Origin of the sequence: Kitasatospora sp. CM 4170 (genome assembly GCF_032110285.1) — a bacterium.
Taxonomy (GTDB): Bacteria; Actinomycetota; Actinomycetes; order Streptomycetales; family Streptomycetaceae; genus Kitasatospora; species Kitasatospora aburaviensis.
This window is the reverse complement of record NZ_CP134877.1, coordinates 6729298-6750890: the sequence shown is the minus strand read 5'-3', so window position 1 is coordinate 6750890 and position 21593 is coordinate 6729298. Positions and strand designations below refer to the sequence as shown.

At 75.1% G+C, this 21593-nt stretch carries 15 protein-coding genes; 4 read left to right on the top strand and 11 right to left on the bottom strand.

From position 1 onward, the window contains the following. Nucleotides 1-169: 169 nt before the first annotated feature. The 5 genes from RMN57_RS28565 to RMN57_RS28545 form a co-directional block, all read right to left on the bottom strand. Nucleotides 170-2815 (bottom strand): FtsX-like permease family protein, encoded by a 2646-nt coding sequence (locus tag RMN57_RS28565; protein ID WP_313766154.1) that lies wholly within the window; start codon nt 2813-2815, stop codon nt 170-172. Further along, entirely contained in the window at nt 2812-3609 is a 798-nt protein-coding gene (locus tag RMN57_RS28560) for an ABC transporter ATP-binding protein (protein ID WP_313766153.1), read from the bottom strand. The genes RMN57_RS28565 and RMN57_RS28560 overlap by 4 nt, the downstream gene beginning before the upstream one ends. 210 nt (nt 3610-3819) lie before the next feature. Then, the gene (locus tag RMN57_RS28555; RefSeq protein ID WP_313766152.1) at nt 3820-4620 is read right to left on the bottom strand and encodes an aminotransferase class IV; all 801 of its coding nucleotides are present in this window, start codon (nt 4618-4620) and stop codon (nt 3820-3822) included. Then, entirely contained in the window at nt 4613-5650 is a 1038-nt protein-coding gene (locus RMN57_RS28550) for a GNAT family N-acetyltransferase (protein ID WP_313766151.1), read from the bottom strand. Before RMN57_RS28550 ends, RMN57_RS28555 begins: the two co-directional genes overlap by 8 nt. A 162-nt stretch (nt 5651-5812) precedes the next feature. Then, complete coding sequence (locus RMN57_RS28545) at nt 5813-6712, bottom strand: DMT family transporter (protein ID WP_313766150.1); 900 nt, start codon at nt 6710-6712, stop codon at nt 5813-5815. Nucleotides 6713-6977: 265 nt separating this feature from the next. On the opposite strand from RMN57_RS28545, the gene RMN57_RS28540 reads away from it, so the two are divergent. Both RMN57_RS28540 and RMN57_RS28535 read left to right on the top strand, forming a co-directional pair. Beyond that, a complete protein-coding gene (locus RMN57_RS28540) occupies nt 6978-7898 on the top strand; it encodes a LysR substrate-binding domain-containing protein (protein ID WP_313766149.1) in 921 nt (306 codons plus the stop codon). A gap of 230 nt (nt 7899-8128) precedes the next feature. Beyond that, a complete protein-coding gene (locus tag RMN57_RS28535; RefSeq protein ID WP_313766148.1) occupies nt 8129-8455 on the top strand; it encodes a hypothetical protein in 327 nt (108 codons plus the stop codon). A 126-nt stretch (nt 8456-8581) separates the two neighbouring features. On the opposite strand, the gene RMN57_RS28530 is transcribed toward RMN57_RS28535, so the two are convergent. The 6 genes from RMN57_RS28530 to RMN57_RS28505 form a co-directional block, all read right to left on the bottom strand. Next, entirely contained in the window at nt 8582-9463 is an 882-nt protein-coding gene (locus RMN57_RS28530) for a geranyl diphosphate 2-C-methyltransferase (RefSeq protein WP_313766147.1), read from the bottom strand. A gap of 15 nt (nt 9464-9478) precedes the next feature. After that, nucleotides 9479-10681 carry a family 2 encapsulin nanocompartment cargo protein terpene cyclase gene (locus tag RMN57_RS28525; protein ID WP_380237124.1) on the bottom strand — a complete coding sequence of 401 codons (1203 nt, stop codon included), beginning with the start codon at nt 10679-10681 and terminating at the stop codon, nt 9479-9481. Between the two features lie 310 nt (nt 10682-10991). Further along, nucleotides 10992-12383, bottom strand: coding sequence for an MFS transporter (locus tag RMN57_RS28520; RefSeq protein WP_345328642.1), 1392 nt, complete (start codon nt 12381-12383; stop codon nt 10992-10994). Then, nucleotides 12380-13183: a glycerophosphodiester phosphodiesterase gene (locus tag RMN57_RS28515; protein ID WP_313766146.1), complete on the bottom strand. Its 804-nt coding sequence runs from the start codon at nt 13181-13183 to the stop codon at nt 12380-12382. The genes RMN57_RS28520 and RMN57_RS28515 overlap by 4 nt, the downstream gene beginning before the upstream one ends. Before the next feature lie 250 nt (nt 13184-13433). Continuing rightward, a complete protein-coding gene (locus RMN57_RS28510; protein ID WP_313766145.1) occupies nt 13434-14267 on the bottom strand; it encodes a PIG-L family deacetylase in 834 nt (277 codons plus the stop codon). 108 nt (nt 14268-14375) lie between these two features. Then, nucleotides 14376-14534, bottom strand: coding sequence for a hypothetical protein (locus tag RMN57_RS28505; protein ID WP_313766144.1), 159 nt, complete (start codon nt 14532-14534; stop codon nt 14376-14378). 281 nt (nt 14535-14815) lie between these two features. Between RMN57_RS28505 and RMN57_RS28500 the strand changes: the two genes are divergently transcribed. Together RMN57_RS28500 and RMN57_RS28495 are read left to right on the top strand one after the other, a co-directional pair. Further along, entirely contained in the window at nt 14816-16237 is a 1422-nt protein-coding gene (locus RMN57_RS28500; protein ID WP_313766143.1) for a lipase/acyltransferase domain-containing protein, read from the top strand. Further along, nucleotides 16234-21579 carry a hypothetical protein gene (locus RMN57_RS28495; protein WP_313766142.1) on the top strand — a complete coding sequence of 1782 codons (5346 nt, stop codon included), beginning with the start codon at nt 16234-16236 and terminating at the stop codon, nt 21577-21579. The genes RMN57_RS28500 and RMN57_RS28495 overlap by 4 nt, the downstream gene beginning before the upstream one ends. Nucleotides 21580-21593 lie beyond the last annotated feature (14 nt).

Sequence of the window (21593 nt, the reverse complement as noted above, 5' to 3'; positions counted from 1 at the left end):
TTGTCACGATCGGCACCGATAGGCATCGTTCGCCCCGGTGTCCACCCCGTTGGGCCGATCCGGTCGGGGCCGTCACCCGAACGGGCGGTGCGCCGTGGTGGCGCACCGCCCGTCCGTCGCCGCCGCCGGATCACCGGCACCGGGTCACTGCCGGATCACCGCAGCCGGATCACTGCCGGCCGCCGCCCGCCGCCACCGGGCGGGTGCGAAGCAGCGCACGGCCGGGGAGGCCGGTCGCGGCCAGGCAGAGCAGCACCGCCCCGGCGGCCAGCGGCAGCGCCGTCCCGGCCGGGATGTGCGGGGCGGCTCCGGCGATGCCCCGGGTGATCGGCACGAGGGTGATCCAGGCGATCACGCCGCCCACCAGCAGCCCGGTGGCGGCCACCAGCAGCGCCTCCCAGCGCAGCATCCCGCGCACCTGACGGCGGGTCGTCCCGGCCAGGCGCAGCAGCGCGACCTCGCGGCGCCGGTCCAGCACCGTCATCACCAGGGTGTTGGCGGCGGTGACGGCCGCGAAGCCGCCCAGCACGCCCGCCATCACCGTGTTGGCCCAGGCGCCGATCTCCCGGTCCCGGTCGGCCTGGGCCACGTAGCCCGACCGGTCGGCGACGGTGACCGCGCCGGCCCCGGCCTGCGCGCCCCCGCCCGCCTTCGCGCCGCCCTGGCCGGCCTGGCCGCCCGACGGGGCGCCGAGGGCCGCCAGCCGGGCCGCGACGGCGGACCGGTCCGCGCCCGGCGCGTCCGCCACCAGCACCTGGCTGTCGTAGCCGGCGGTGACGTGCTCGGCGACGGCCGCCCGCGGCAGCAGCAGCTGCCCGAAGCCGAGGCCGCGCTCGTACGTGGCGACCACCGTCGGCCGGACGGCGGTGCCGTCGCCGAGCCAGAGCGGGGCCCGGTCGCCCACCTTGACGCCCAGGTCCGCGGCGAGCGCGGCGTCCAGGGCGACGGTGTCGGCCGAGCGCCCGAGGTCGGCCAGCGAGCCGCTGCGCACCCCGAGGTCGATCACCCGGGGCAGCTCGGCCGGGTCGCCGTCGATGCCGAGGGCGTTGGCGGTGGCGAGCGTGTCGCCGCTGCGGTAGACGGCGCCGGTGCGCAGCACGCCGACGGCGGCGTCCACGCCGGGCACCTTGGCGGCCTGCTCGGCGGTGCCGGCCGGCAGGCCCGGGCCGGCCGAACCGACCACGTGGTCGGCGGTGATGCCGTTGCGCAGCTGCTCGCCCGTGACGTGGCCGATCGTGGTCTGGAGGAAGAGCAGCGTCCCGCAGAAGGCGGTGACCATCACGATCGGCGTGATCGCGGAGGCCAGCCGGCGGGCGTTGGCCCGGCTGTTGTCGGCGGCCAGCGAGCCGGACGCGCCGGCCCCGAGCCGCAGCGGGGCGCCGAGCAGCCCGGCGGCCGCCCGGGCCACCCAGGGGCCGAGCAGGGCGGTGGCCAGCAGGAAGCACATCACCACGCCCAGCGCGGTGTTGGCGGCGTCGGCCCCGTCCAGGCCGGCCGCGACCCCGGCGAGGGAGACTGCCCCGGCGGCGAACAGCAGCCCGGCGACGGTCCGCACCTTGCCCGGTCGGCCGGGCTCGACGGCGGCCTCGCCGAGCGCCTGGCTCGGCCGCAGCCGGGACGGGCGGCGGGCGGCGAGGAAGCCGGCCCCCAGCGCGGCCAGCGTGCAGGTGACGACGGCGGCGAGCATCGGCACCGGGCCGACGGAGAGCCCGACCGTGCCGGGGACGGCGCCGCGGTCCGCCATCTCGCCGAACCACCAGCGGGCCAGGGCCAGTCCGGGCAGGATGCCGAGGGCGGCGGCGACGGGTGCCACCAGCACCGCCTCGGTGGCGATGGTGCGGCGGATCTGCCGCGGGGTGGCGCCGATCGCCCGCAGCAGGGCGAACTCACGGGCCCGCTGGCCGGTGGCCAGGGCGACGGTGCTCATCACGGCGAAGACGGCGGTCATCGCGGCGACGCCGCCGAACGAACCGCCGAGCCCGGTCAGCATGGCCCGGCTCTCGGTGAGCGCGGGCGTCTCGGCGGTGCCGCGGGCGGCGCCGGTGAGCACCTCCGCGGAGTCGCCGACGGCCTGGCGGACCTGCGCGGCCAGGGCCTTGGGCTCGACGCCCGCACGGGACTGGACGGCGATCGCGTCGACCTTGCCCGGGTGGCCGGAGATCCGGTCGGCGACCGGGTCGGCGAACCAGGCGGTGGGGTGCGGGTGGGCGGCCCCGGCGGGGGCGGTGGTCGCGGCGGTCGCGGTCGCCGGCTGGGCGACCAGGCCGGAGATCCGGTAGCCGCCACTGCCGCCGGGCGCGGTGAGCGTCACCACGGCGCCCGGCGCGAGGTGCGCGGCACGTGCGGTGTCCGCGTCGAGGACGACCTCGCCCGCACCGGGGGCGCGGCCCTCGACCAGCTTCTCCTCCGGCCCGGCGATGCCGACCGAGGCGAAGCCGCGGCCGGTCAGGACGGGCAGCCCGGAGGCCGGATCGGCCGGGACCGGGAAGGCGGTGTCCGGCCGGGCCGCGGCCACGCCGGGCTGGGCGGCGATCCGCCCAGCCAGTGCCGCGTCCACCCGGGCCCGCTCGGGCAGGGCCTGCTCGACGTCGTCCCGGTCCTCGCCGATCTCGACCTCGATCGAGACGGCGGGGTCGCCCGCGACCACCACCGGCGCCGCCGCGTACCGGACCGGCGGCACGCTCGCGGTGATGCCGGTCTGCAGCAGGGTGCCGCAGGCCATGATGACGGCCGCGCCGAAGAACAGGGCGAGGAAGGTGCCCGCGAAGGACGCGGGCCGGAAGCGCACCGAGGCGCGGGCCAGACCGTTGCTCACGCCGCCACTCCCACCGGGCGCGCGGTCAGCGCGACCATCCGGTCCGCGACCCGCTGCGGGTCCGGGTGGAGGAGCTCGCCGGCGATCGCGCCGTCGGCCAGGAAGAGCGCGCGATCGGTGAACGAGGCGGCCACCGGGTCGTGCGTCACCATGACGACGGTCGCCCCCATCGAGTCCACCGCCTGCCGGAGCAGGCCGAGCACCTCGTGGGCGGTCCGGGTGTCCAACGCACCGGTCGGCTCGTCGGCGAAGACCACGTCCGGGCGGGTGATCAGCGCGCGGGCGATCGCGACGCGCTGCTGCTGCCCGCCGGAGAGCTGGCCGGGCCGCCGGCCGGCGTGCTGGCCGAGGCCCACCTGGGCCAGCAACTCCTTGGCCCGGGCCCGGTCCTGGCGCTCGCCGGCGAGGCGCTGCGGCAGCAGGACGTTCTGCAGCACCGTCAGCGACGGCAGCAGGTTGAAGGACTGGAAGATGAAGCCGATCCGGCTGCGGCGCAGCTTGGTGAGCTTGTTCTCGCTCAGCCGGCTGATCTCCTCGCCGCCCAGGTACACCTCGCCGGCGTCGGGCCGGTCCAGCCCGGCCGCGCACTGCAGGAAGGTGCTCTTGCCCGACCCGGAGGGGCCCATCACGGCGGTGAAGGTGCCGTGGTCCAGCGCGAGGTCGATGCCGCGCAGCGCGTGCACGACCTCGTCGCCCCGGCCGTAGGTGCGCCGGACGCCCCGCAGCTCGATCGCGGCGCGGGAGGCGGACTGGCCGTACTGCTCGGCGGCTTGGCGGTCGCGGCGGGGTGCCATGGTGGGGCCTTCCTTCGGGAGTCGTCGCTGGTCGTCGACGTGTTCCAGGCTAGGAAGGTGGCGCCGGCGCAACCATGGAGGCCGCTGGCGGACGCGGGGTGGGGTTTTCCCCACCCCGATCGGGGGGCGGCCCCGGGCAGCGCTCGGACCACGCCGGACCACGCCGGACCGCACCGGCTCGTACCGCGGACAGCCGCGGACGGCGGCGGCTCAGACCGCCTCGGCCCCGATCCCCTCGTACGCGGCGCGGAGCCCGGCCAGCCCCGGGTGGGCCGGGTCGAAGTCGGTGCCGTCGATCGCCGCGATCGGGCGGACGCCGACGCCCGCGTTGAGTGCGAAGGCCGCCGCGTAGCGGGCCGGGCCGCTCCCGGCGTCCACGCGCTCGCGCCGCTGCGGCCCGGGGTGGACGCCGGCGAGCAGCGCGGCCGTGACCCCCGGGAGCGCGTCGCCCTCGGGCCAGACCAGCTGCCCGTCCGCGTCCAGGAAGCCGAGGTTCCAGGTGGCGCCCTCGGTGATCCGGCCGTCCGGGTCGGTGAGCAGCGCATCGTCGTAGCCGTCGAGTTGGGCCAGTCGGCGGTGCCGGATCAGGCCGAAGAGGCCGACGTGCTTCACCTCCGGCAGCTCCCGCCGGTACGCCGCGGTGCGCACCCGCAGCGGGCCCGGGGCCGCGGCCGGCGCCGGGCGGGTGGTGACCAGCAGCCGGGGTCCGGCCGCCGCCCCCGGGCGCTCCAGACCCAGCGCCGGGTCGAACACGGTGACGCGGACGATCACCGGCGCGCCGTCCGCGGGCAGCGCGCCGCGGATCCGGTCCCGGACGGCCTCCCGGTCCAGCTCGGCGGCGAACACCGTCCGGCAGTCCCGCACCAGCCGGTCCAGGTGGAGCGCGAGGCCGCGCACCCGGCCGGCCTCGGCCCGCAGGGTGGTGAAGTGCCCGTAGTTGAGCAGCCCCAGGGCGGCCAGCTGCGCCGCGCTCGCCGGCGCGCCGTCGATCTCGATCTCGGTCTCAGCCATCCTCCGAGTCTCCCAGCCGCCCGCCGACCGCGCCGAAGCGGCGGTCGGCCGGAGCCGGGACCGCGAAGGTCGAGGCCGCCGGGGCGGCCGAGATCTCCGGGGCGCCTGTGACCACCGGGGCCGGGACCACCGGAGCCGGGACCACCGGGCGGCGGCCGGCGTCGCGGGCCGACCGCTCGAAGTGCTCGATCCGGTGGGCCAGCCCCTCCGGCTCACCGATGTCCGCCCAGCGCTCGGCCTCCGCCCACCACTGCGGGCCGCGCACCAGCGGCAGGCCGGCCAGCGCGAGGTGCAGCGCGAGCGTCGGCCGGGCGTAGCCGTGCACCCAGCCGCCGGCCTGCCGGTAGGCGGCCGTCTCGTCCAGCCGCAGCCAGCGGCCCTCGCGGCCGGCGGCGAGCAGCGGCACCCAGCCGCGCGGCCCGTCCGCGATCGCCAGCACCAGCCTGCCGCCCTCCTCCCGCACCCGGTAGGGCGGGAGTTGGGGCATCCGGGACAGGCCGATCGCGCGCTTCCAGGACACCACCCAGAGGCCGCGCCGCAGGTAGTACCGGACGGCGTGCCGCCAGGTCCAGTGCGCCTCCAGGCGGTAGCCCGGCAGGCCTTCGGTGGTCGCCGCCCGGTAGATCTCGTCGAGGGCCGCGGCGGCCAGCCCGCGGCCGCGGGCCGAGGGCCGGAGGTAGAGCGAGGAGACGGCCAACTGGCCCGGCCCCCTGGTCCAGTTGTCCACCGCGACGGTGCCGGCCGGCAACCCGGCCGGGGCATCGGGGTCGAGCACCCAGTACCGCCGCCGGTACAGCTCGCCGCCCGGCCACTCACGGCCGCCCTCGCCGAGCCGCTCGCGCAACTCCCGCTCGGCCGACGGGTCGAGGGCCTCCGGGTCGACGTGCTCCGCCAACTCCCCCTCCGCCAGCGACGCGAGGTCCCAGCAGGCGAACCGCCGCACGTCCCCCGCGGCCACCGCCCGCAACTGCAGCCCGCCCGCCAACCGCTCCTGCGCCCGTTCCACCGACGCGTCCCACGACCTCACCACGGCACCAACGATAGCGAGCGCCGGACACCGAACGTGACTCGCTCGGCACCGAACGTCAGCGCGAAGGTGCGCACCGGGCTCACCCGACCCAGGCGCACCACCGGTGCCGTGCGCCGCACGCGCCCGCGCACCGCCGCCACGCCCCCACCGCCGCGTCGCGCGTCAGCCGACCACCCGGCGCGAGCGCCGCCGCGCCCACCGGCGCCGCGCGGGCGCGGCCGGGGGCCGGGTCAGGGCGACCGCGGCGATCACCGCGGCGCCGCCGAGCAGGGCGTTCCAGCCGACGGGCTCACCGAGCAGCAGCGCACCGAGGGCGGTCGACCAGAGCGGTGTCACATAGGTGACGGCGGCGGCGACCGCCGTCCCGGCGGTGCGGACCAGGTCGAGGTTGATGATGTAGGCCACCCCGGTACCGACGGCCCCGAGCACCAGCAGGGCGGCGGCCGGGCCGGCGCCGGGCCAGTGCGGGAGGCCGGCGGCGAGCGGCGCGACCACCGCCGACTCGGCGGCCCCGCAGACGATCTGCGTGGCGGAGAGGGCGGTGGCGGTGTACGGGCGGGCGGAGAGGTGGCGGCGCAGGTAGGCGAAGCCGGCGCCGTAGCAGCAGGTGGCCGCCAGGCAGGCGAGGCCGCCACCGGCCTCCCCCGAGCCGAACCCGCGCCAGACGCCCAGGACGGTCAGCACCCCGGCGAAGCCGAGGGCGAGCCCGGCCAGTCCGCGCGGCCCCGGCCGCCGCTCCCCCGGCACCGCGGCGACGGTGAAGAGCAGGGTGAACAGCGGGGTGGCCGCGTTCATCACCCCGGCGAGCACCGAGCCGACCCTGGTCTCCCCGTAGGAGAACAGCGCGAACGGCACGGCGTTGAGCAGCACGGCGGCCACCGCCGAGTGCCCCCAGACGGCGGGGTCGCGCGGCGCCGGCTCGCGGCGAACCGCGAGGATCGTCCAGAGCGCCGCCGCACCGAGGACGCAGCGCCAGCACGCCACCCAGACCGGCGGCACCCCCGCGTCCACCGCCACCTTGATCAGCGCGAAGCTTGCGCCCCAGATCGCCGACAGCGCCACGAACCCCGGCCACCAGCGCCGGCCCCCGGCCCTTCCGACCGCACCCGCTGAGCGCACCGCACCCGACGCACCTGTCGCACCCACGGGACCGACCACCCCGACCACCCCGTCCTCTCCTCGCTCGCACCGGCCCCCGCGCGGCCGGCCCCGCCGGGCGCAGCACGCCGGGCGGGACCGGCCGGACGGGACCCCCGTGGACAGAGCGTGGCGCCGAGGCGGATCATGAGTCCAACAAGTGGTCGGCGTCGACGGATGAGGAAGTCTCATGGCATCCGAGGTCAATCTCGCCCAGCTCAGGGCCCTGATCGCGGTCGCCGACGCGGGCGGCTTCGGGGTAGCCGCCGCCGAGCTGGGGATCAGCCAGTCCGCCGTCTCGCACGCGGTGGCCGCGCTGGAGCGGGCCCTCGGTGCGCCGGTGCTGCTCCGCACCTCCCCGGCCCGGCCGACCCCGCTGGGCGAGCAGATCCTGCCGCACGCCCGGGCGGCGGTCGCCTCGGCCGCCGCCGTGAGCGCCATCGCCACCCGGCACTCGGGCGGCCTCACCGGAACCGTCCGGCTCGCCGCCCCGACCACCGTCTGCCAGGGCCTGCTGCCCGCCCTGCTGCAGGACTGGCGAGCGGCCCACCCCCGGCTCACCGTCCGGGTCTTCGAGGGGGAGGACGACGAGCTGCCGGTCTGGCTGGAGGCCGGCACGGTGGACGCCGCCGTGCTGGTGGACGCCGGCCCCGTGCCGCCGGGAGCGGTCGGGCTCGGCGCGGACTCGATGCACGCGCTGCTGCGCCGCGACCACCCGCTGGCCGGTGAGTCCGCCGTCGACGTCGCCGATCTGGAGGACGACGACTTCCTCCTCTCGGAGGGCGGCTGCGAGCGCCACATCCGCGAGTCCTACCGGCGGGCCGGCGCCCGGTTCGCGCCGCGGCACCGGATCCGCGACCTGAACACCCTGATCGGCATGGTGCACGCGGGCGTCGGCGTCTCGGTGATGCCCGCGCTGGCGCTGACCATGCTGCCGGCCGACTGCGTGCTCGTCCCGATCCGGCCCGCCGTGCACCGCACGCTCACCCTCACCGGCCCGGCGACCCGCCCGTGGTCCCCGGCCGTCACCGGGCTGTTGGCCGCCGTCCGGCGCCGGGACGGCGCTCTGCGCCCTGCCGCCGCGGAGACCGGCGCGGCGGCCGGAGCCTGAGGAGCCGCCCAGGGCCCGTCCAGTGCCGTCCGGGCCGGTGGCGGCGGGCCGTCCGGGCCGGTGGGCGGCGGGCCGTCCGGGGCCGGCGGACGGCGCCCGCTGACACGCCGCTGCCAGGGGCGGCTGCCCGGTGCGCGCCGGCGCCCCGTCCGGTGGCACCTTGCTGCCAGACCGCCATGTGCCACCGCGACACGGGGCCGTTCCGCCCGCCGATCGGTCAGTCTGGTGCTGTGTACATGATTTGCGTCCGCGCCGAGACACGGGACGGCCCGCCGTCCGGCACCGCGGTGGAGGCGACCGCCGTCCGGGAGGGGTTGGAGCAGGCGCTCCGCGGCCCCGCCCGGCTCGGCCACGCCCGGATCCGGGTCACCGACGGGGCGTTGGACGCCGTGGTCTTCATGACGGCCGGCTGCCTGCTGGAGGCCGAGGCGGCGCTCCGCACCGCCTGCGGCGAACTCACCGCCGACGGGAGCCTGTTGGCGGGCTGGCAGGTGCTGCGCTGCGAGGCCGAGTCCTGGCTGGCCCTGGGGCTGCGCGAACTGCCCACTCGCCGCTGACCGCCTCCCCACGCCGGAACCCCACCCCACCCCGGGCACGCCCCGGCCCCGTTCCCGCCGTCGGCGGGAACGGGGCCGGGGCCCAGCACCGGGCCAGGTCGGGCAGGACCGGACCCGGTCCGATCGTCAGACCCGGTCGGCCGCGATCAGCAGGTACTGGAACGAGCCGTCCTTGTACGAGGAGATGAACGCCTCCTCGATCCCGGTGACCAGGGAGGACGTGGCGCGCAGCTCCCAGTACGGCAGGGTCGCGGGGGTCAGGTCGATGACGGCCTGGGGCACCAGGCGGTTGTCGGCCATCGCCCGCAGGTACTCCCGGCGCGAGTGGATGTTGCACTCGAAGTGCGCGTTGATCTGGGAGACCCACTTCGACGGCTGGCCGTAGATCGGGTTCCAGCAGCCCGTGATGGTCACGTACCGGCCGCCGACCGAGAGGATGCGGGAGTGCTCGGCGAAGAGGTCGTGCAGGTCGACGTACATGCTGGACTCGTTGTTCCACGAGCCCGCCACCGAGCCGGTGGCGAAGGGCATGTCGAGCATGTTGCAGACGCGGGAGCGCACCGAGTCCTCGATGCCGAGCTCCCTGGCACGCCGGTTGCCGAACTCGGCCTGCTTGGCCGAGAGGGTGACGCCCTCGACCTTGCAGCCGAAGCGCTGGTGGGCCATCACCATGGAGCCGCCGCGGCCGCAGCCGGCGTCGACGAGCGTGGCGTCGGGCGTGATGGCGCCCAGGTTGTCGAGGAGCACGTCGGCCTGGGCGGATTCCAGCCGGTGCAGCTCGGTGATGACCTTCTTCTCGCGCTCGCTGTCGGTCGGGTCGCCCAGCGAGGCGTGGTCGACGTCGCCGATGCCGTAGTGGTGGTGGTAGAGGCCGTCGACGTCGCCCAGGCGCAGGTTCACGGGCCGGGCCTCATGGTCCCAGTAGCGGGCGATGTCGCCCTGGTAGGGCGTTGCCGGACCAGGGATGGGCGCGGTGCCGTTCGCGGTGGTGATGTCGGTCATGGACATGGATGAGCTCCTTGGTTACCAGAAATCAGGCAGGCTGTAGCGATAGGTGTTGGTCTGGTGCCAGTGGTGGTTTCCGTCCACCCACACGGCCACGCCGCGCAGGAACCGCACCACGGTCGGGGCCGGGCAGGCGGCGGCCAGGGCGGCCGCCTCGGCCTCGAACGTGCGCATGAGGTCGTTGTGGACGTCGACCGCCTTGAGGTAGGCGTCGCGTTCACCGACGCCCTCGCGCTCGGCGATCACCACGGGCAGGTTGAGGTGCCGGCCGGGGCTGGCGAGCTCCTTGGTGTACGAGTACAGGTCGTTGACGATGGTGGTGGCGTTGGAGGCCAGGGCGATGACGCGCTGCATCGCGGGCTGGGCGTGCAGGTCGGCGGGCAGCTCGTAGCCGCCCACGGTGTCCGTGATGGTCGGGCAGGGGCGGAAGTTGTTGAACTGGCGCATCGCCAGGTACTCCCACACCGTCGGTACGTGCTCCGTCTCGGCCCAGGCGGCCTCGCAGAGGTAGCCCAGGTGCAGCCGGGCCATGTCGTGCCGGAACCGGTCCGACTGGGAGGGGGTGGCCGCGCGGTTGAAGTGGTCCATCGCCGAGCGGTAGGCCCGCCGCGGCGCGTCCGACGCGAGCGACTGCTCCCAGTCCGGCCCGTACTCCGCCGTGGTGTGCAGCGGGTCGAGCGCGGTGTGGGCCAGCAGCAGCCGACCGCCGAGGCCCACGGGCGAGCCGCCGTGGTCCTCGCAGTAGTAGTCGTCGACCGCGTTCTCGGCGGCCATCAGCCGGGTGGCGACCATCAGGTGGTCGACGCCGGGGGCGTCGGGGTGGCAGGCCACCATGTAGCGGCCCAGCGAGAAGCCGTCGAACTGGTCCTCCCACTCCGGCGGGTAGAGCCGGACCTCGTCGATCGCCCATTCCTTGATCCGGCGGCTGACCTCCGCGACCCGCACGGGGTCGGGCTCGGGCACCGGGTGGAAGTACAGGCCGGGAACGGGGTCGCCGGGCTGCGGCCCCGCCGGGATCGGCGCCGCCTCCGCCGCGCGCGGGGCCAGGTTCAGACTCGCCGTACCGAGGCCGCTGGGACCACCGAGGATCCGGTCCAGGGCCGTCCCGGTCATGACCGCACCACCGCGGCCCCCGCAGGGTCCGGGTGCGGAGGTTGCGACGCCTGCGGTGTCTCCGGTCTGGTGACCACGGGCATGGAAGGGCCTTCCTCTGAGAAGGATTGCGGGTCATGACGGGTCGTCTGGCCTCGTCCCGGGAGAGGGAGTTCCGCAGGCGGCCCCGTCTCGCTCGCCCAACGGTAGGCGTGGCGGCGCGGACTGGGCCGCTCCGCAGCACGCTCTGCACCCGATAGGGTGAACGTTCACGCTTGGCGCGTTTGAACGTCCGCATTCCGTGATCGGTTTCGCGCCGCGTGTCGGCTTGCGGGTCGTCCGCACACGGCGAAGCCCTGCCCGTCCGGGAGGACGAGCAGGGCTTCGGTGCGAGCGGGGCGGGGCCGGTGCGAGGGCGGCCGATCGGCGGGTCGGCCCGTCACAGCCTCTCGGGGACGGGGTTGCCCACGGCCTCGATGGCGCGCCGGACGGGGACCTTCACCAGCACGGCGAAGCCGATCACGAAGAACACCAGCAGCGAGATGATCGCCGCGCGGTAACTGCCGGTCATCTGGTAGGCGAGGCCGAAGACCAGCGGGCCCATCCAGCTGGTGCCGCGGTCGCTGACCTTGTAGACGCTGAAGTACTCGGCCTCCCGGCCGGCCGGGATGAGGTGCGAGAACAGCGAGCGGGAGAGCGCCTGGCTGCCGCCGAGTACCAGACCGATCATGCAGGCCAGGGCGAAGAACCAGGCGGGCCGGTGGGCGGGCATGAAGTAGCCGAGGGCGAGGATGACCACCCAGGCGACCAGGGAGCCGAGGACGGTCCGCTTGGCGCCGTGGCGGCGGGCGATCCGGCCGAGGAGCAGCGCGCCGCCGACGGCCACGATCTGGATCAGGAGCACGGCGGCGACCAGCGAGGTCTCGTCCATGCCGAGCTCCTCGCTGCCGTAGAGCGAGGCCTGGGAGATGACGGTCTGGATGCCGTCGTTGTAGCAGAGGAAGGCGCCCAGGTAGAGCAGGGTGAGCGGGTACTGGCGCATGCTGCGCAGGGTGCGGGCGAGTTCGCGCAGGCTGCCGGCGGTGGGCCGGTCGGGCCCGGCCGCGGCGGGGCCGGGGGCCGCCCCGGCCCGGGAGGGCAGCCGCAGCATCGGGACGACGGTGAACAGCGCCCACCAGAGGCCCGCCGAGGCCAGGCAGATCCGCACGGCGGTGCCGGAGGACAGGCCGAGGGCGTCGTGCCCCTCGAACAGCGCCAGGTTGGCGATCAGCAGCAGTCCGCCGCCCGCGTAGCCGTAGGCCCAGCCCTTGGAGGAGACGGCGTCGCGCTCGTCGGGGGAGGCCAGGGCCGGGAGGTAGGCGTAGGAGAGCGCGACCGACACCGCGTACGCGATGTTGGCGACCACCAGCAGCGCGCCGCCCAGCAGGTAGCGGTCGCCGTCGAGGAAGAACATCCCCATCGTGGCTATCGCGCCGATGTACGCGAAGCCGCACATCAGCTCCTTGTGCCGCCCGGTCCGGTCCGCGACCGTCCCGGTCAGCAGCATCACCGGGACCGACACCAGCACGGAGAGGGAGACGGTGTACGGGAAGAACGATCCCGCGCGGATCGAGAGGCCGAGCGGGTGCACCTCGCCCGCCGCGTCGGCGGCCGTCTTGGCCACCGAGGTCAGGTACGGCCCGAGGAACACCGCCAGGACGGTGGCCGAGAAGGCCGCGTTGGCCCAGTCGTTGATGTACCAGCCGAACTGCATCCGGCGCAGGGTCCGACCGTCGGTGGCGGTCTCCACGTCGTCCGGCAAGGGGTCCTTCAGGTGGGCCGCGGTGCTCATGTGGTTCCTATCGCGGTGCTGGAGCCGGTGCTGCCGTCGGTCCAGCAGCCGTTCTCGCCGAGGACGTCCCGCAGGACGTCGATGCGATCGGCCATGATGCCATCCACGCCCAGGTCGAGGAGAGCCCGGATCCGTGTGGGGTCGTCCACGGTCCAGACGTGGACCTGCAGGCCGAGGCGGTGGGCGGCGCGGACGAAGGCCCGGTCGACCACCCGCACCCCCAGGTGCCGCTCCGGCACCTGGGCGCACACCCCGGCGAACGGCGCCCGGCCGGCGCGCAGCAGCGGCCCGGCCAGCGAGAGCAGCCGCAGCCGGGCCACCTCGCGCGGGCCGAGCGAGGTGGCCAGCCGGGGGCCGGCGGCGGCCCGGACGGCGGCCAGGCGGCTGTCGGAGAAGCCGCCGACGCAGACCCGGTCCCAGGCGCCGGTCCGGCGGATCGTCTCGACCAGCGGCCCGACGGCCGGCGCCGCCTTGACGTCGATGTTGAAGCGGGCCCCGGGGAACGCGCCGAGCAGGTCCTCCAGCAGCGGGACGGGCTCGGTGCCGCCGATCCGGGCCTGCCTGACGGTCTCCCAGGGCAGCTCGGCCACCGCCCCGGTGCGGTCGGTGACCCGGTCGAGGCGGGAGTCGTGGAAGGCCACCAGCACGCCGTCGGCGGTGGCGTGCACGTCGGTTTCGAGGTAGCGGTACCCGAGGGCGACGGCGGCCTCGAAGGCGGCGAGCGAGTTCTCGGGGTGGCCGAGGTCCCCGCCCCGGTGTGCGAAGGCCAGCGGCCCCGGGTGGTCGAGGAAGGGGTGCATGTCGTGCTCCGAGGTGCTGGGGGAGGGCCCGGCGGGCCCGTGCGGCCGGGCGGCGCTGCCCGCTCCGACGGCGGCCCGGGCCGTGCGCGTTACAGTATGACGCACCCTGTCAATCAGTAACGCCCGCGGTCGGCCTGCGGCCGGCGCGCGACCGGACCGGCCGGCCGGACCCGGCGATCCGGGTCCGGCCGCAGCCGTGCGCCGCAGCCGTGCACCGGAGCCGTGCCGGCCGCCCGGAGCGCGCCGGGGATCAGCGCAGCCCGGCGAAGAGGTCGTTCTCGGGCACGGCCGCGCCGGTGGCGTCCTGGACCCGTACGAAGGTCTCCACACCCATCAGCTCGGTGAACCTCTCCTTGCCCATCTTCAGGAAGAAGATGTTCTCGCCCTGGCTGGCGTGCGCGGCGAGGGCGTCGAACTTCCGGCCCCCGAACGCGGTGGTGTCCACCCAGGTGGTGATCTCCTCGTCGGGGAGTCCGATCTCGGGCAGCGCGGCCGCCTCCGACGGGTCCGGCTCCCCCCGGTCCGAGCCGAACTCGCGCATGACCTCCCCCATCCGCCGCATCGCCGAGTGCGGCGCCGTCGTCCAGTAGACCTTCGGCGTCATCCCGGTCAGCTCCAGCGCCGCCATCGTGATGCGGTTCGCCTGGATGTGGTCCGGGTGCCCGTAGAAACCGTTCTCGTCGTAGGTCACCACCACGTCGGGCCGGTAGCGCCGCAGGAGTTCGGCGAGGCGGGCGGCGCCCTCCTCCACCGGGGTGCGCCAGAACGACCCGGGCGCGTCGTTCGCCGCCCAGCCCATCATCCCGGAGTCGGCGTACTCCAGCAGCTCCAGGTGACTCACCTTCAGCACCTCGCAGCTGGCCTCCAGTTCACGGCGCCGCATCGCGGCCACCGCCGCCGGGTCGTGCCCGGGATCGCCCGGCTTGGCACCGCCCGGTCCGTCACCGCAACCCCCGTCGGTGCAGGTGACGAGGACCGTGCGGATGCCCTCCGCCGCGTACCGCGCGAGGACACCCCCCGTCCCGGTGGCCTCGTCGTCGGGGTGGGCGTGCACTGCCATCAGCGTCAAGGGCCGGTCGGCCATGAAGATCATCCTCCGGTCGGAAAGAGCTCGCTCCGAGTCTCCGCCATGAGAACGGGTGGCCGCGCGCAGTATTCCGCGGGTGGGGGCGCACCCGGGCCCGCCGACGCCCTACCGTGCGATGGCCTCGGCCCCCGTCACGCCGGCCGGCGTGACGGGCAGGCCGGCCTCGATGCGGCGCAGCAGCCGGCCGCCGTGGACGCCCGAGGGGGCGAAGCAGCGCAGTTCGTCGGGGTCGTCGTCGGTGGCGCCGCGCAGGACCTCGGGCACGAGCACCGCCTCCGCAGCGGGAGCCCGGTCGCGTGAGGCCTGGATTCGCGCTCCCGGACCACGGTGACAGCCACGTCCGACATCGCGTCGATCTCGGAGGCGGCGACCGGCGGCCGCGGAGCCTAGCACCAAGAGCGCCGCGGACGGCGCACATGTCTCAACTCAGCTACTGCCCATACGAATCAACACGCCGCCGCTCCCGAAATGCCGCACCATGGGTGCCGGAGATGCCGCGCCAGCCAGGAGGTTGGCCAGGGGCACCGAGCAGAGCGGAGAGCGCCTTGGCACGCAGACATCTCGTGTACGTACTGCCCGGGATCGGCGGCAGCGTGCTCGAACGTCCAGGAACGGGCAAGCGCTCCGGGGAAGCCGTCTGGGACGCGGGGCTGGTCGATGTCGCCGGCCTGCTCACACGGCCGGATCGGCTCTCTGTGGACCAGCCACTCCGTCCGACCGGCGTGATCCGTTCGCGGCGACTGCTGCCCGGCTGGACGGTCGTCCCGGGCTACGAACGGCTGATTGACGCCCTCGGTGCTCTGCCCGATGTCCGGCTCGACAAGGGAAACCCCGACCGGCGCGACCAGGCAGCCAACGTGGTCGTCTTCCCGTACGACTTCCGCCTCGGTGTCGCCCACACCGCCGCGCTCCTGGCCGCAGACGTGCACGAACGCCTGAAGGATCTCTCCGAATCCGAACGGGCAGGACGCGTCGTCGTCCTTGCCCACTCCATGGGCGGCTTGGTCGCCCGCTACTGGCTCGGCCCGCTGATGGGCTGGCCGTTGTGCCGAGCCCTGATCACCCTCGGTACGCCGCACCGAGGCGCGCCGAAGGCCCTGCAGTTGCTCGCCAACGGCGTCCAGTTGGCCGGGGTACGCCTCGACGGCGTCAGCGACCTGCTGCGGACATGGCCCTCGGTCGCCGAACTCCTCCCACGGTTCCCGGCGATCTGGGACACCGTCGCCGAGGCCCCTCGATACCCGCACGAGCTCTCGGTACCGGGGCTGGGTACCGCCGCAAAGGCCGGCTTCGACCTGCATCAGGACATCGAGGCCGGCTGGCGGACCATACCGCGCGGCCCCGACGCACCGCAGGTGGTGCCTCGGCTCGGCTGGAGCCATGACACTCCCGCCTCCGCCAAGTGGGACGGCAACCGGCTCACGATCCACAAGGCACCGCCTCACTGGCTCGACCTCGACGGCTGGCAGCACGACCACGGCGACGGCACCGTTCCCGCGTTCTCCGCCGTCCCCTTGGAGCTGGGCGGTCACAACACCTTCGGCTGGCGGGCCCGCGACCGGCACGGTCCGATGGCCGCCTCGTCCTGGGTCCCCGATCTCGTAGAGGCGTACGAGCGGCGGGCTCCGCTCACCGCCGTCCAGGGCGAGGTACGCCACGCGTCCCTCGGCCTGGACCTCGACGAACTCCATCTCGCGGGCTTGCCCGTGCCCGTCCGGGTACGGGTCCGCGGCGACGTACCGGGCAGCGGTGAGCCAGCGGCCGTCTGGGCCCTGTTGCGACAGCCCGACGAACCCCGCGCGCGCACCGCGGAGGTGAAACTGGAGTGGGACCCGGCCGACCGCTGCTACGGGGCCGATCTGCCGGGACAACGCCCCGGGTTGTACGACCTCAAGGTGACCGCCCGGGCCGTACCCGGCGCCGGCGACCTCACGGTCACGGACACGGTGGCGGTGGTGACCCAGTGAGCGCCTGGCCCCGATGGTCGCAGGAGGGCGAAGCGGTCGCACTCGCCAAGTACGTGCGCCCCGACGACGTCGCCGCCCTCGTCCGGATCCCGGGACCGGCGGGCGGCAGCCGCATCGCCCAGGCCCGGGCCGTGTACGAGGCCCTGGCTGCCGCGGACATCACCTACTCGTACGAGGCCCCCAGCGACGACCCCGGCCGACAGGTGATCCGGGAGCCCGCCGAGATCCTCTGGAGCCCTCGACACGCCACCTGCCTGGACCTCGCGGTCACCCTTGCCGCAGCCTGTCTGCACGCCGGCCTGCACCCGTACCTGATCCTCGTCGATCCCCCCGAGCCCGGCCGCCCCGCACACGCGTTGCTCGCCGTCCGGGTCGACGACCCGGACGGGGACGAGCCCGCGCCGCCCGAGGCCGACGTGTGGCACGAAGCACCCCCCGACTGGGACGAACTCGTGCAGTCCGACACGGAAGGGCCGGCCCGCTCGCTCATCGTGCTCGACCCCGTGGGCGTGGCACGAGCGCTGCCCACCTCGCCGATCGCGGGCGCCGACGCCTCCTTCGACGCGGCCGTCCGGGCCGGAAGCCGGTACGCCGGGAGCTGGATCTGGCGGCTCGCCGTCGACATCGGCCGGCTGTGGCGCTCCCGGGACACCCACACCCCGGCCGTCCCGCCCACCGACGACCCGCTGCAGCAGCCGTACCTACCGCTCGTCCCGGAGGTACACCGGCCGCTGCAGATGCTGTGGCCGGAGTACCAGGTGGTGCCGTTCCAGGCCCGCGACGAACTGACCGTGCTCCTCGACTGGTGCCTCTCGGTCGCCGACGGCCCGTACACCGGGATCGCAGTCCTCCACGGGGTCGGCGGCGCGGGCAAGACCCGGCTGGCCCGCGAAGCCGCCCACCGGCTCGCCCGCGACCACGGCTGGTACGCGGGCTACCTCCGCACCGCGGCGCCCGGCCTCGACTGGCTGGGCGTGGTCACCTCGCCCACCTTCGTCGTCCTCGACTACGCCGACGCCCGCGGGCCGGAGGCCAAGCGCCTGTTCGGCGTCCTGCGTCGGCGGGCCGAACGCGGCGCGGCACCGGCCGTGGTGCTGATGACCGCCCGCTCCACCGACGGGCAGTGGCTGTCGGACCTCCGCAGGGCGTGGAACAAGGACGGTCTGCTGTGCCGCGAACGGGACGTGCACCTGCCGGCCGAGCACCCGGACGGCGAGACCCTGGCCCGCCGGGCCTTCGACGCCTTCCGGACCGGCGACAACGGGATCGGCCTGGACCGCGCCGCGGACCCCGCCCCGCGGGACTGGACGACCCTGGACCGGCTGCTGCTCGCCTTCCTCGCCGCCCGCACCCCCGACCGGGAGCGGCTGCCGACCACCCGCGCCGAGCTCTACGACGAGATCCTGGAGCACGAACACTCCTACTGGAAGCAGGTGCACGCGGCGGGCGCCCCCGTCGACGGCATCGACACCCGGGTCCTGGACCGCGCGACCACCTGCCTCACCCTGCGCACCCCGGTCGACCCGGAGGAGGCGTTCGAGGCCCTGTGCACGGTCAGGGAACTCGCCCGCGACGCGCAGTGGACCGAACGGGTGCGCGTCACCCTGACCACTTGCCTGAGCCCGGCGCCCGGTGAACCGCTCGCCCTGCGCCCCGACCCGATCGCCGACCACCTGGTGCTGCGCACCCTGCGGCAGGACGCGGGCCTGCTCCCGGCGGTGCTCACCGGTCTCGACGACGACCGCACCACCGACGCGCTCAGGCAGCTCAACCGCGCGGCCTGGACCGACCGGGACGCCGCGGCGGAGATGATGACCCGGTGGGCCGCCGCCGGCACCGGTCAGCCGCACTGGCAGCCGGTGCTGGCCGTGGCCTCGGAACAGGGCGGCGCCGCGCTGGACGCCCTCGACCGGCTCGTCGACGCGGCGCCCGCGGCCGACTGGCTCGACGCGCTCGCCGAGGAGATCCCCTTCACCGCCACCGGCCTGCCCCACCTCGCGCTGAAGGCCGAGCAGCGGCGGTTCACCCGGATCCACGCCGACTCCGCCGCCGACCCGGCGCGGTCGGCCCGCCTCCTGGGCCGGCTCGGCCACCGCCACTCCGACCTCGGGAACCTCGACGAAGCCCTGCGCGCGACGACCGGCGCCGTCGAGCTCCACCGCCGGCTCGCGGGCGCCGACCCCGTCGCCCACCTCTCCGGTCTCGCCAACGCCCTCGGCAACCTCGCCCACCTCCAGGGCCGGGCCGGGGACCGGACCGGCGCGCTCGGCTCCGCCCGCGAGGCGGTCGCCCACTACCGCCGCCTCGCCCAGGCCGCCCCCGCGGTCTTCCGGCCCGAGCTGGCGATCGCGCTGAGCGGCCTCTCCACCCGGCAGCAGCACACCGGCGACCGGGCCGGCGCGCTGACCTCGGCCTCCGAGTCCGTCGGCCTCCTCCGCGAGCTCGCCGGGACCGACCGCGCCGCGTTCCTCCGCGAACTCGCCATCGCCGTCAACAACCTCGGTGTGCACCAGCTCGCCATGGGCGACCGGGCCGGCTTGCTGGAGTCCGCCGCCGAGGCCGTCGGGTACTTCCGGGAGCTCACCGCGGCCGAGCCCACCGCGCACCGCCACGAGCTGGCGAGCGCGTTGAGCAACCTCTCGATCCAGCAGGCGGGTGCCGGGGACCGGACCGGCGCCCTGCGGTCCATCACCGAGGCCGTGGCCCTCCGCCGCGACCTGGCCGACCTCAACCCGGGCGTCTTCCTGCCAGACCTCGCCGACTCCCTGGTCAACCTCTCCAGCCACAAGGACGACGAAGGGGACGTGCCCGGGGCACTGGCAGCGGTGACCGAGGCCGTCGCCCACTACCGCGCCCTCGCCGTCGACACCCCCGCCGCGATCCTCCCCAGGCTCGCGCAGGGCCTGACCAACCTCGCCATCATGCAGGCCGCCTCGGGCCGGCGCGGCGAGGCGCTCGACTCCGTCACCGAAGCCGTCGGCCACTACCGCGCCCTCACCGCCCTCGACCGCGCCACCCATCTCCACGACCTCGCCAACGGCCTGGTCAACCTCGCCAACCAGCAGGCGGACACGGACAGGCCCGCCGACGCGCTGGAATCCCTCACCGAGGCCATCGGCCACTACCGCCACCTCGCCCGGACCACCCCCGCCGCATACCTCCCCGATCTCGCCCTCGCCCTCCACAACGTGTCGATCCGGCAGGCCGCCGCCGGAGCGACCGGGCAGGCGCTCGACTCCGTCACGGAGGCCGTCGCCATCCACCGCGAGCTCGCCGAGCACGAGGGCGGCTTCTACCCCGCCCTCGCCGCGAGCCTGCTCGGCCTCGCCAATCGACGCGCCGATGCCGACGACCCGGACGGGGCACTGGAGGCCGTCCGGGAAGCCGTTCTCATCCGCCGTGCCCTCGCGCAGATCGACCCCGGCGCCTACACCTCGGAGCTGGCGGACGCTCTCGACAACTGCTCCGACAAGCAGTCCCGGACGGGCGACGCGGACGGAGCACTGGACTCCATGTCCGAGGTGCTCACCATCCGCATGCGCCTCGCCGAGAGCGACCCGCTCTCCCAGCAGGCCGACCTGGCCGCGGCGTTCCACGGGATCTCCGACCTGCTGGCGAAGGCGGGCAACCGGCTCGCCGCACGCAACGCCGCCGCGGAGGCCGTCAGGATCCGCCGCGGCCTCGCGGAGGCCGACCCCGGAACGCACCGCCAGCCCCTCGCGGCGGCGCTCAACAACCTCGCCAACCGGGAGATGGAGGAGGGCCACGACGCCGCCGCAGTGGCGGCCGCCACCGAGGCCGCGGAGCTCTTCCGCGACCTCGCCGAGACCGCCCCCGACAAGCACCTGTACAGCCTGGCCACCGCCCTGCACACGCTCTCCGGCCCGCTGCTGGACACCGGGGACCAGGACGGCGCGCTGGCCGCGATCAGCGAGGCCGCCCGGCACTTCCGCCGGCTGGTCGAATCGGAGCCCGGCCGGTACCTCGACCGGCTCGCCACCACGCTCGGCACCCTCGCCACCGTCCAGTCCCTGACCGGGAACCCGGCCGGCGCGCTGGAGACCATGGGCGAGGCCGCTGAGCTGGCACGCCACCTGTTCGCGCTCGACCCCGGGACGTACCTCCCCCATCTCGCTCTGGCCCTGAACAACCTCGCCGCCCACCAGTCGGCGGCGGGCGACCGGAACGGGGCGCTCGCGTCCGCCGGTCAGGCGGTCGCGCACTACACCGGCCTCGCCAGGGCCAATCCCGCGGTCCACCTCGACAATCTCTGCAAGGCGCTCAAGAACTTCTCCGAGCAGCAGACCGAGGACGGCCCGTTCCACACGGCATGGTCGTCGGCCGTGTCGGCGCTGGGCGGCCACCCCCTGGCTCAGACGGAACTGAACGCCTGGTACGCCCACGGCACCGCGCTGCGCGGGGACCGGGAGCGGGCCGTGGCGCTGCTGCGCTCCGCCGTGGCCGGCGCCGAGTCCGAGGACCTCGAACTCCGCTCCCGTGCAAGGAAGCTGGTCCGGCAGGTGACCCTCGATCTGGAGATCCACGACGACGCCCTGCCCGGCTGGGCGACCGATCCCTTCGCCCCGGACACCGCGGGGCTGCTCGGAGCCTGGGCGACCCGTTCCGGCTGGCCCGACGAGGAGGAGTTCCTACGCGCCCACGCGGGCCGGCTGACGGAACCCGAAGGACGCGCGCAGCTGCGGCTCTTCGCGGAGCTGTCCCCCCTGGACGACCTGCTGACCGACCTCGTCGGCCTGCTCGACGAGGTCGACACCCACGGCCTCACCGCCGTGATCGACGCGGGCCGCCGGCACCACGAGACGGTCACCCTCCTGCAGTCCTGGCTGGACACTCCCGACTGGTCCGGCGACCAGGCCTTCCTCGCCGCCCATTGGGAGCGGTTGCACGACCCCTACGTCACCTCGGTCCTCGCCTCCGGAGAGGACCAGGACAGCCAGCAGCACTTCGCCATCCTCCGTCTGGCCGAGATCCTGCCCCTCGAAACGGTGTACGAGGTCGTCACCGACGCGGAGGCCGCCCGGGAGCAGGCCCTTCAGGCGGTCGAAGCGGCGGACATCGACGCCTTGGACGCCATCGTCGGCTGCAACCACGGTCTGGCGGACACCCCGTCCGGCCCGCTGATCATCCTCGTGATCCTCGTCGCGGGCGGTGACGCCGACACCGCCCGCCGGCTCGCTCCGGTCATCGTCAAGCGCTCGGCTCCGCTCCAACGCGAGGCCTTCGCCGTCCACTTGCGCAACCTCGGCCGCCGGCTGCCCGAACTGGCCCCCCTCGCCCACGAACTGGCGGAGGTGATCCATCCGCACGCCGGGCGAGACTGACGGTCCTTGGAGTC

Coding starts and splice junctions, on each gene's coding strand:
- RMN57_RS28560 (WP_313766153.1), bottom strand. CDS start 3,609: ATGGCACCCCGCCGCGACCGCCAAGCCGCCGAGCAGTACGGCCAGTCC.
- RMN57_RS28555 (WP_313766152.1), bottom strand. CDS start 4,620: ATGGCTGAGACCGAGATCGAGATCGACGGCGCGCCGGCGAGCGCGGCG.
- RMN57_RS28540 (WP_313766149.1), top strand. CDS start 6,978: ATGGCATCCGAGGTCAATCTCGCCCAGCTCAGGGCCCTGATCGCGGTC.
- RMN57_RS28530 (WP_313766147.1), bottom strand. CDS start 9,463: ATGTCCATGACCGACATCACCACCGCGAACGGCACCGCGCCCATCCCT.
- RMN57_RS28520 (WP_345328642.1), bottom strand. CDS start 12,383: ATGAGCACCGCGGCCCACCTGAAGGACCCCTTGCCGGACGACGTGGAG.
- RMN57_RS28515 (WP_313766146.1), bottom strand. CDS start 13,183: ATGCACCCCTTCCTCGACCACCCGGGGCCGCTGGCCTTCGCACACCGG.
- RMN57_RS28510 (WP_313766145.1), bottom strand. CDS start 14,267: ATGGCCGACCGGCCCTTGACGCTGATGGCAGTGCACGCCCACCCCGAC.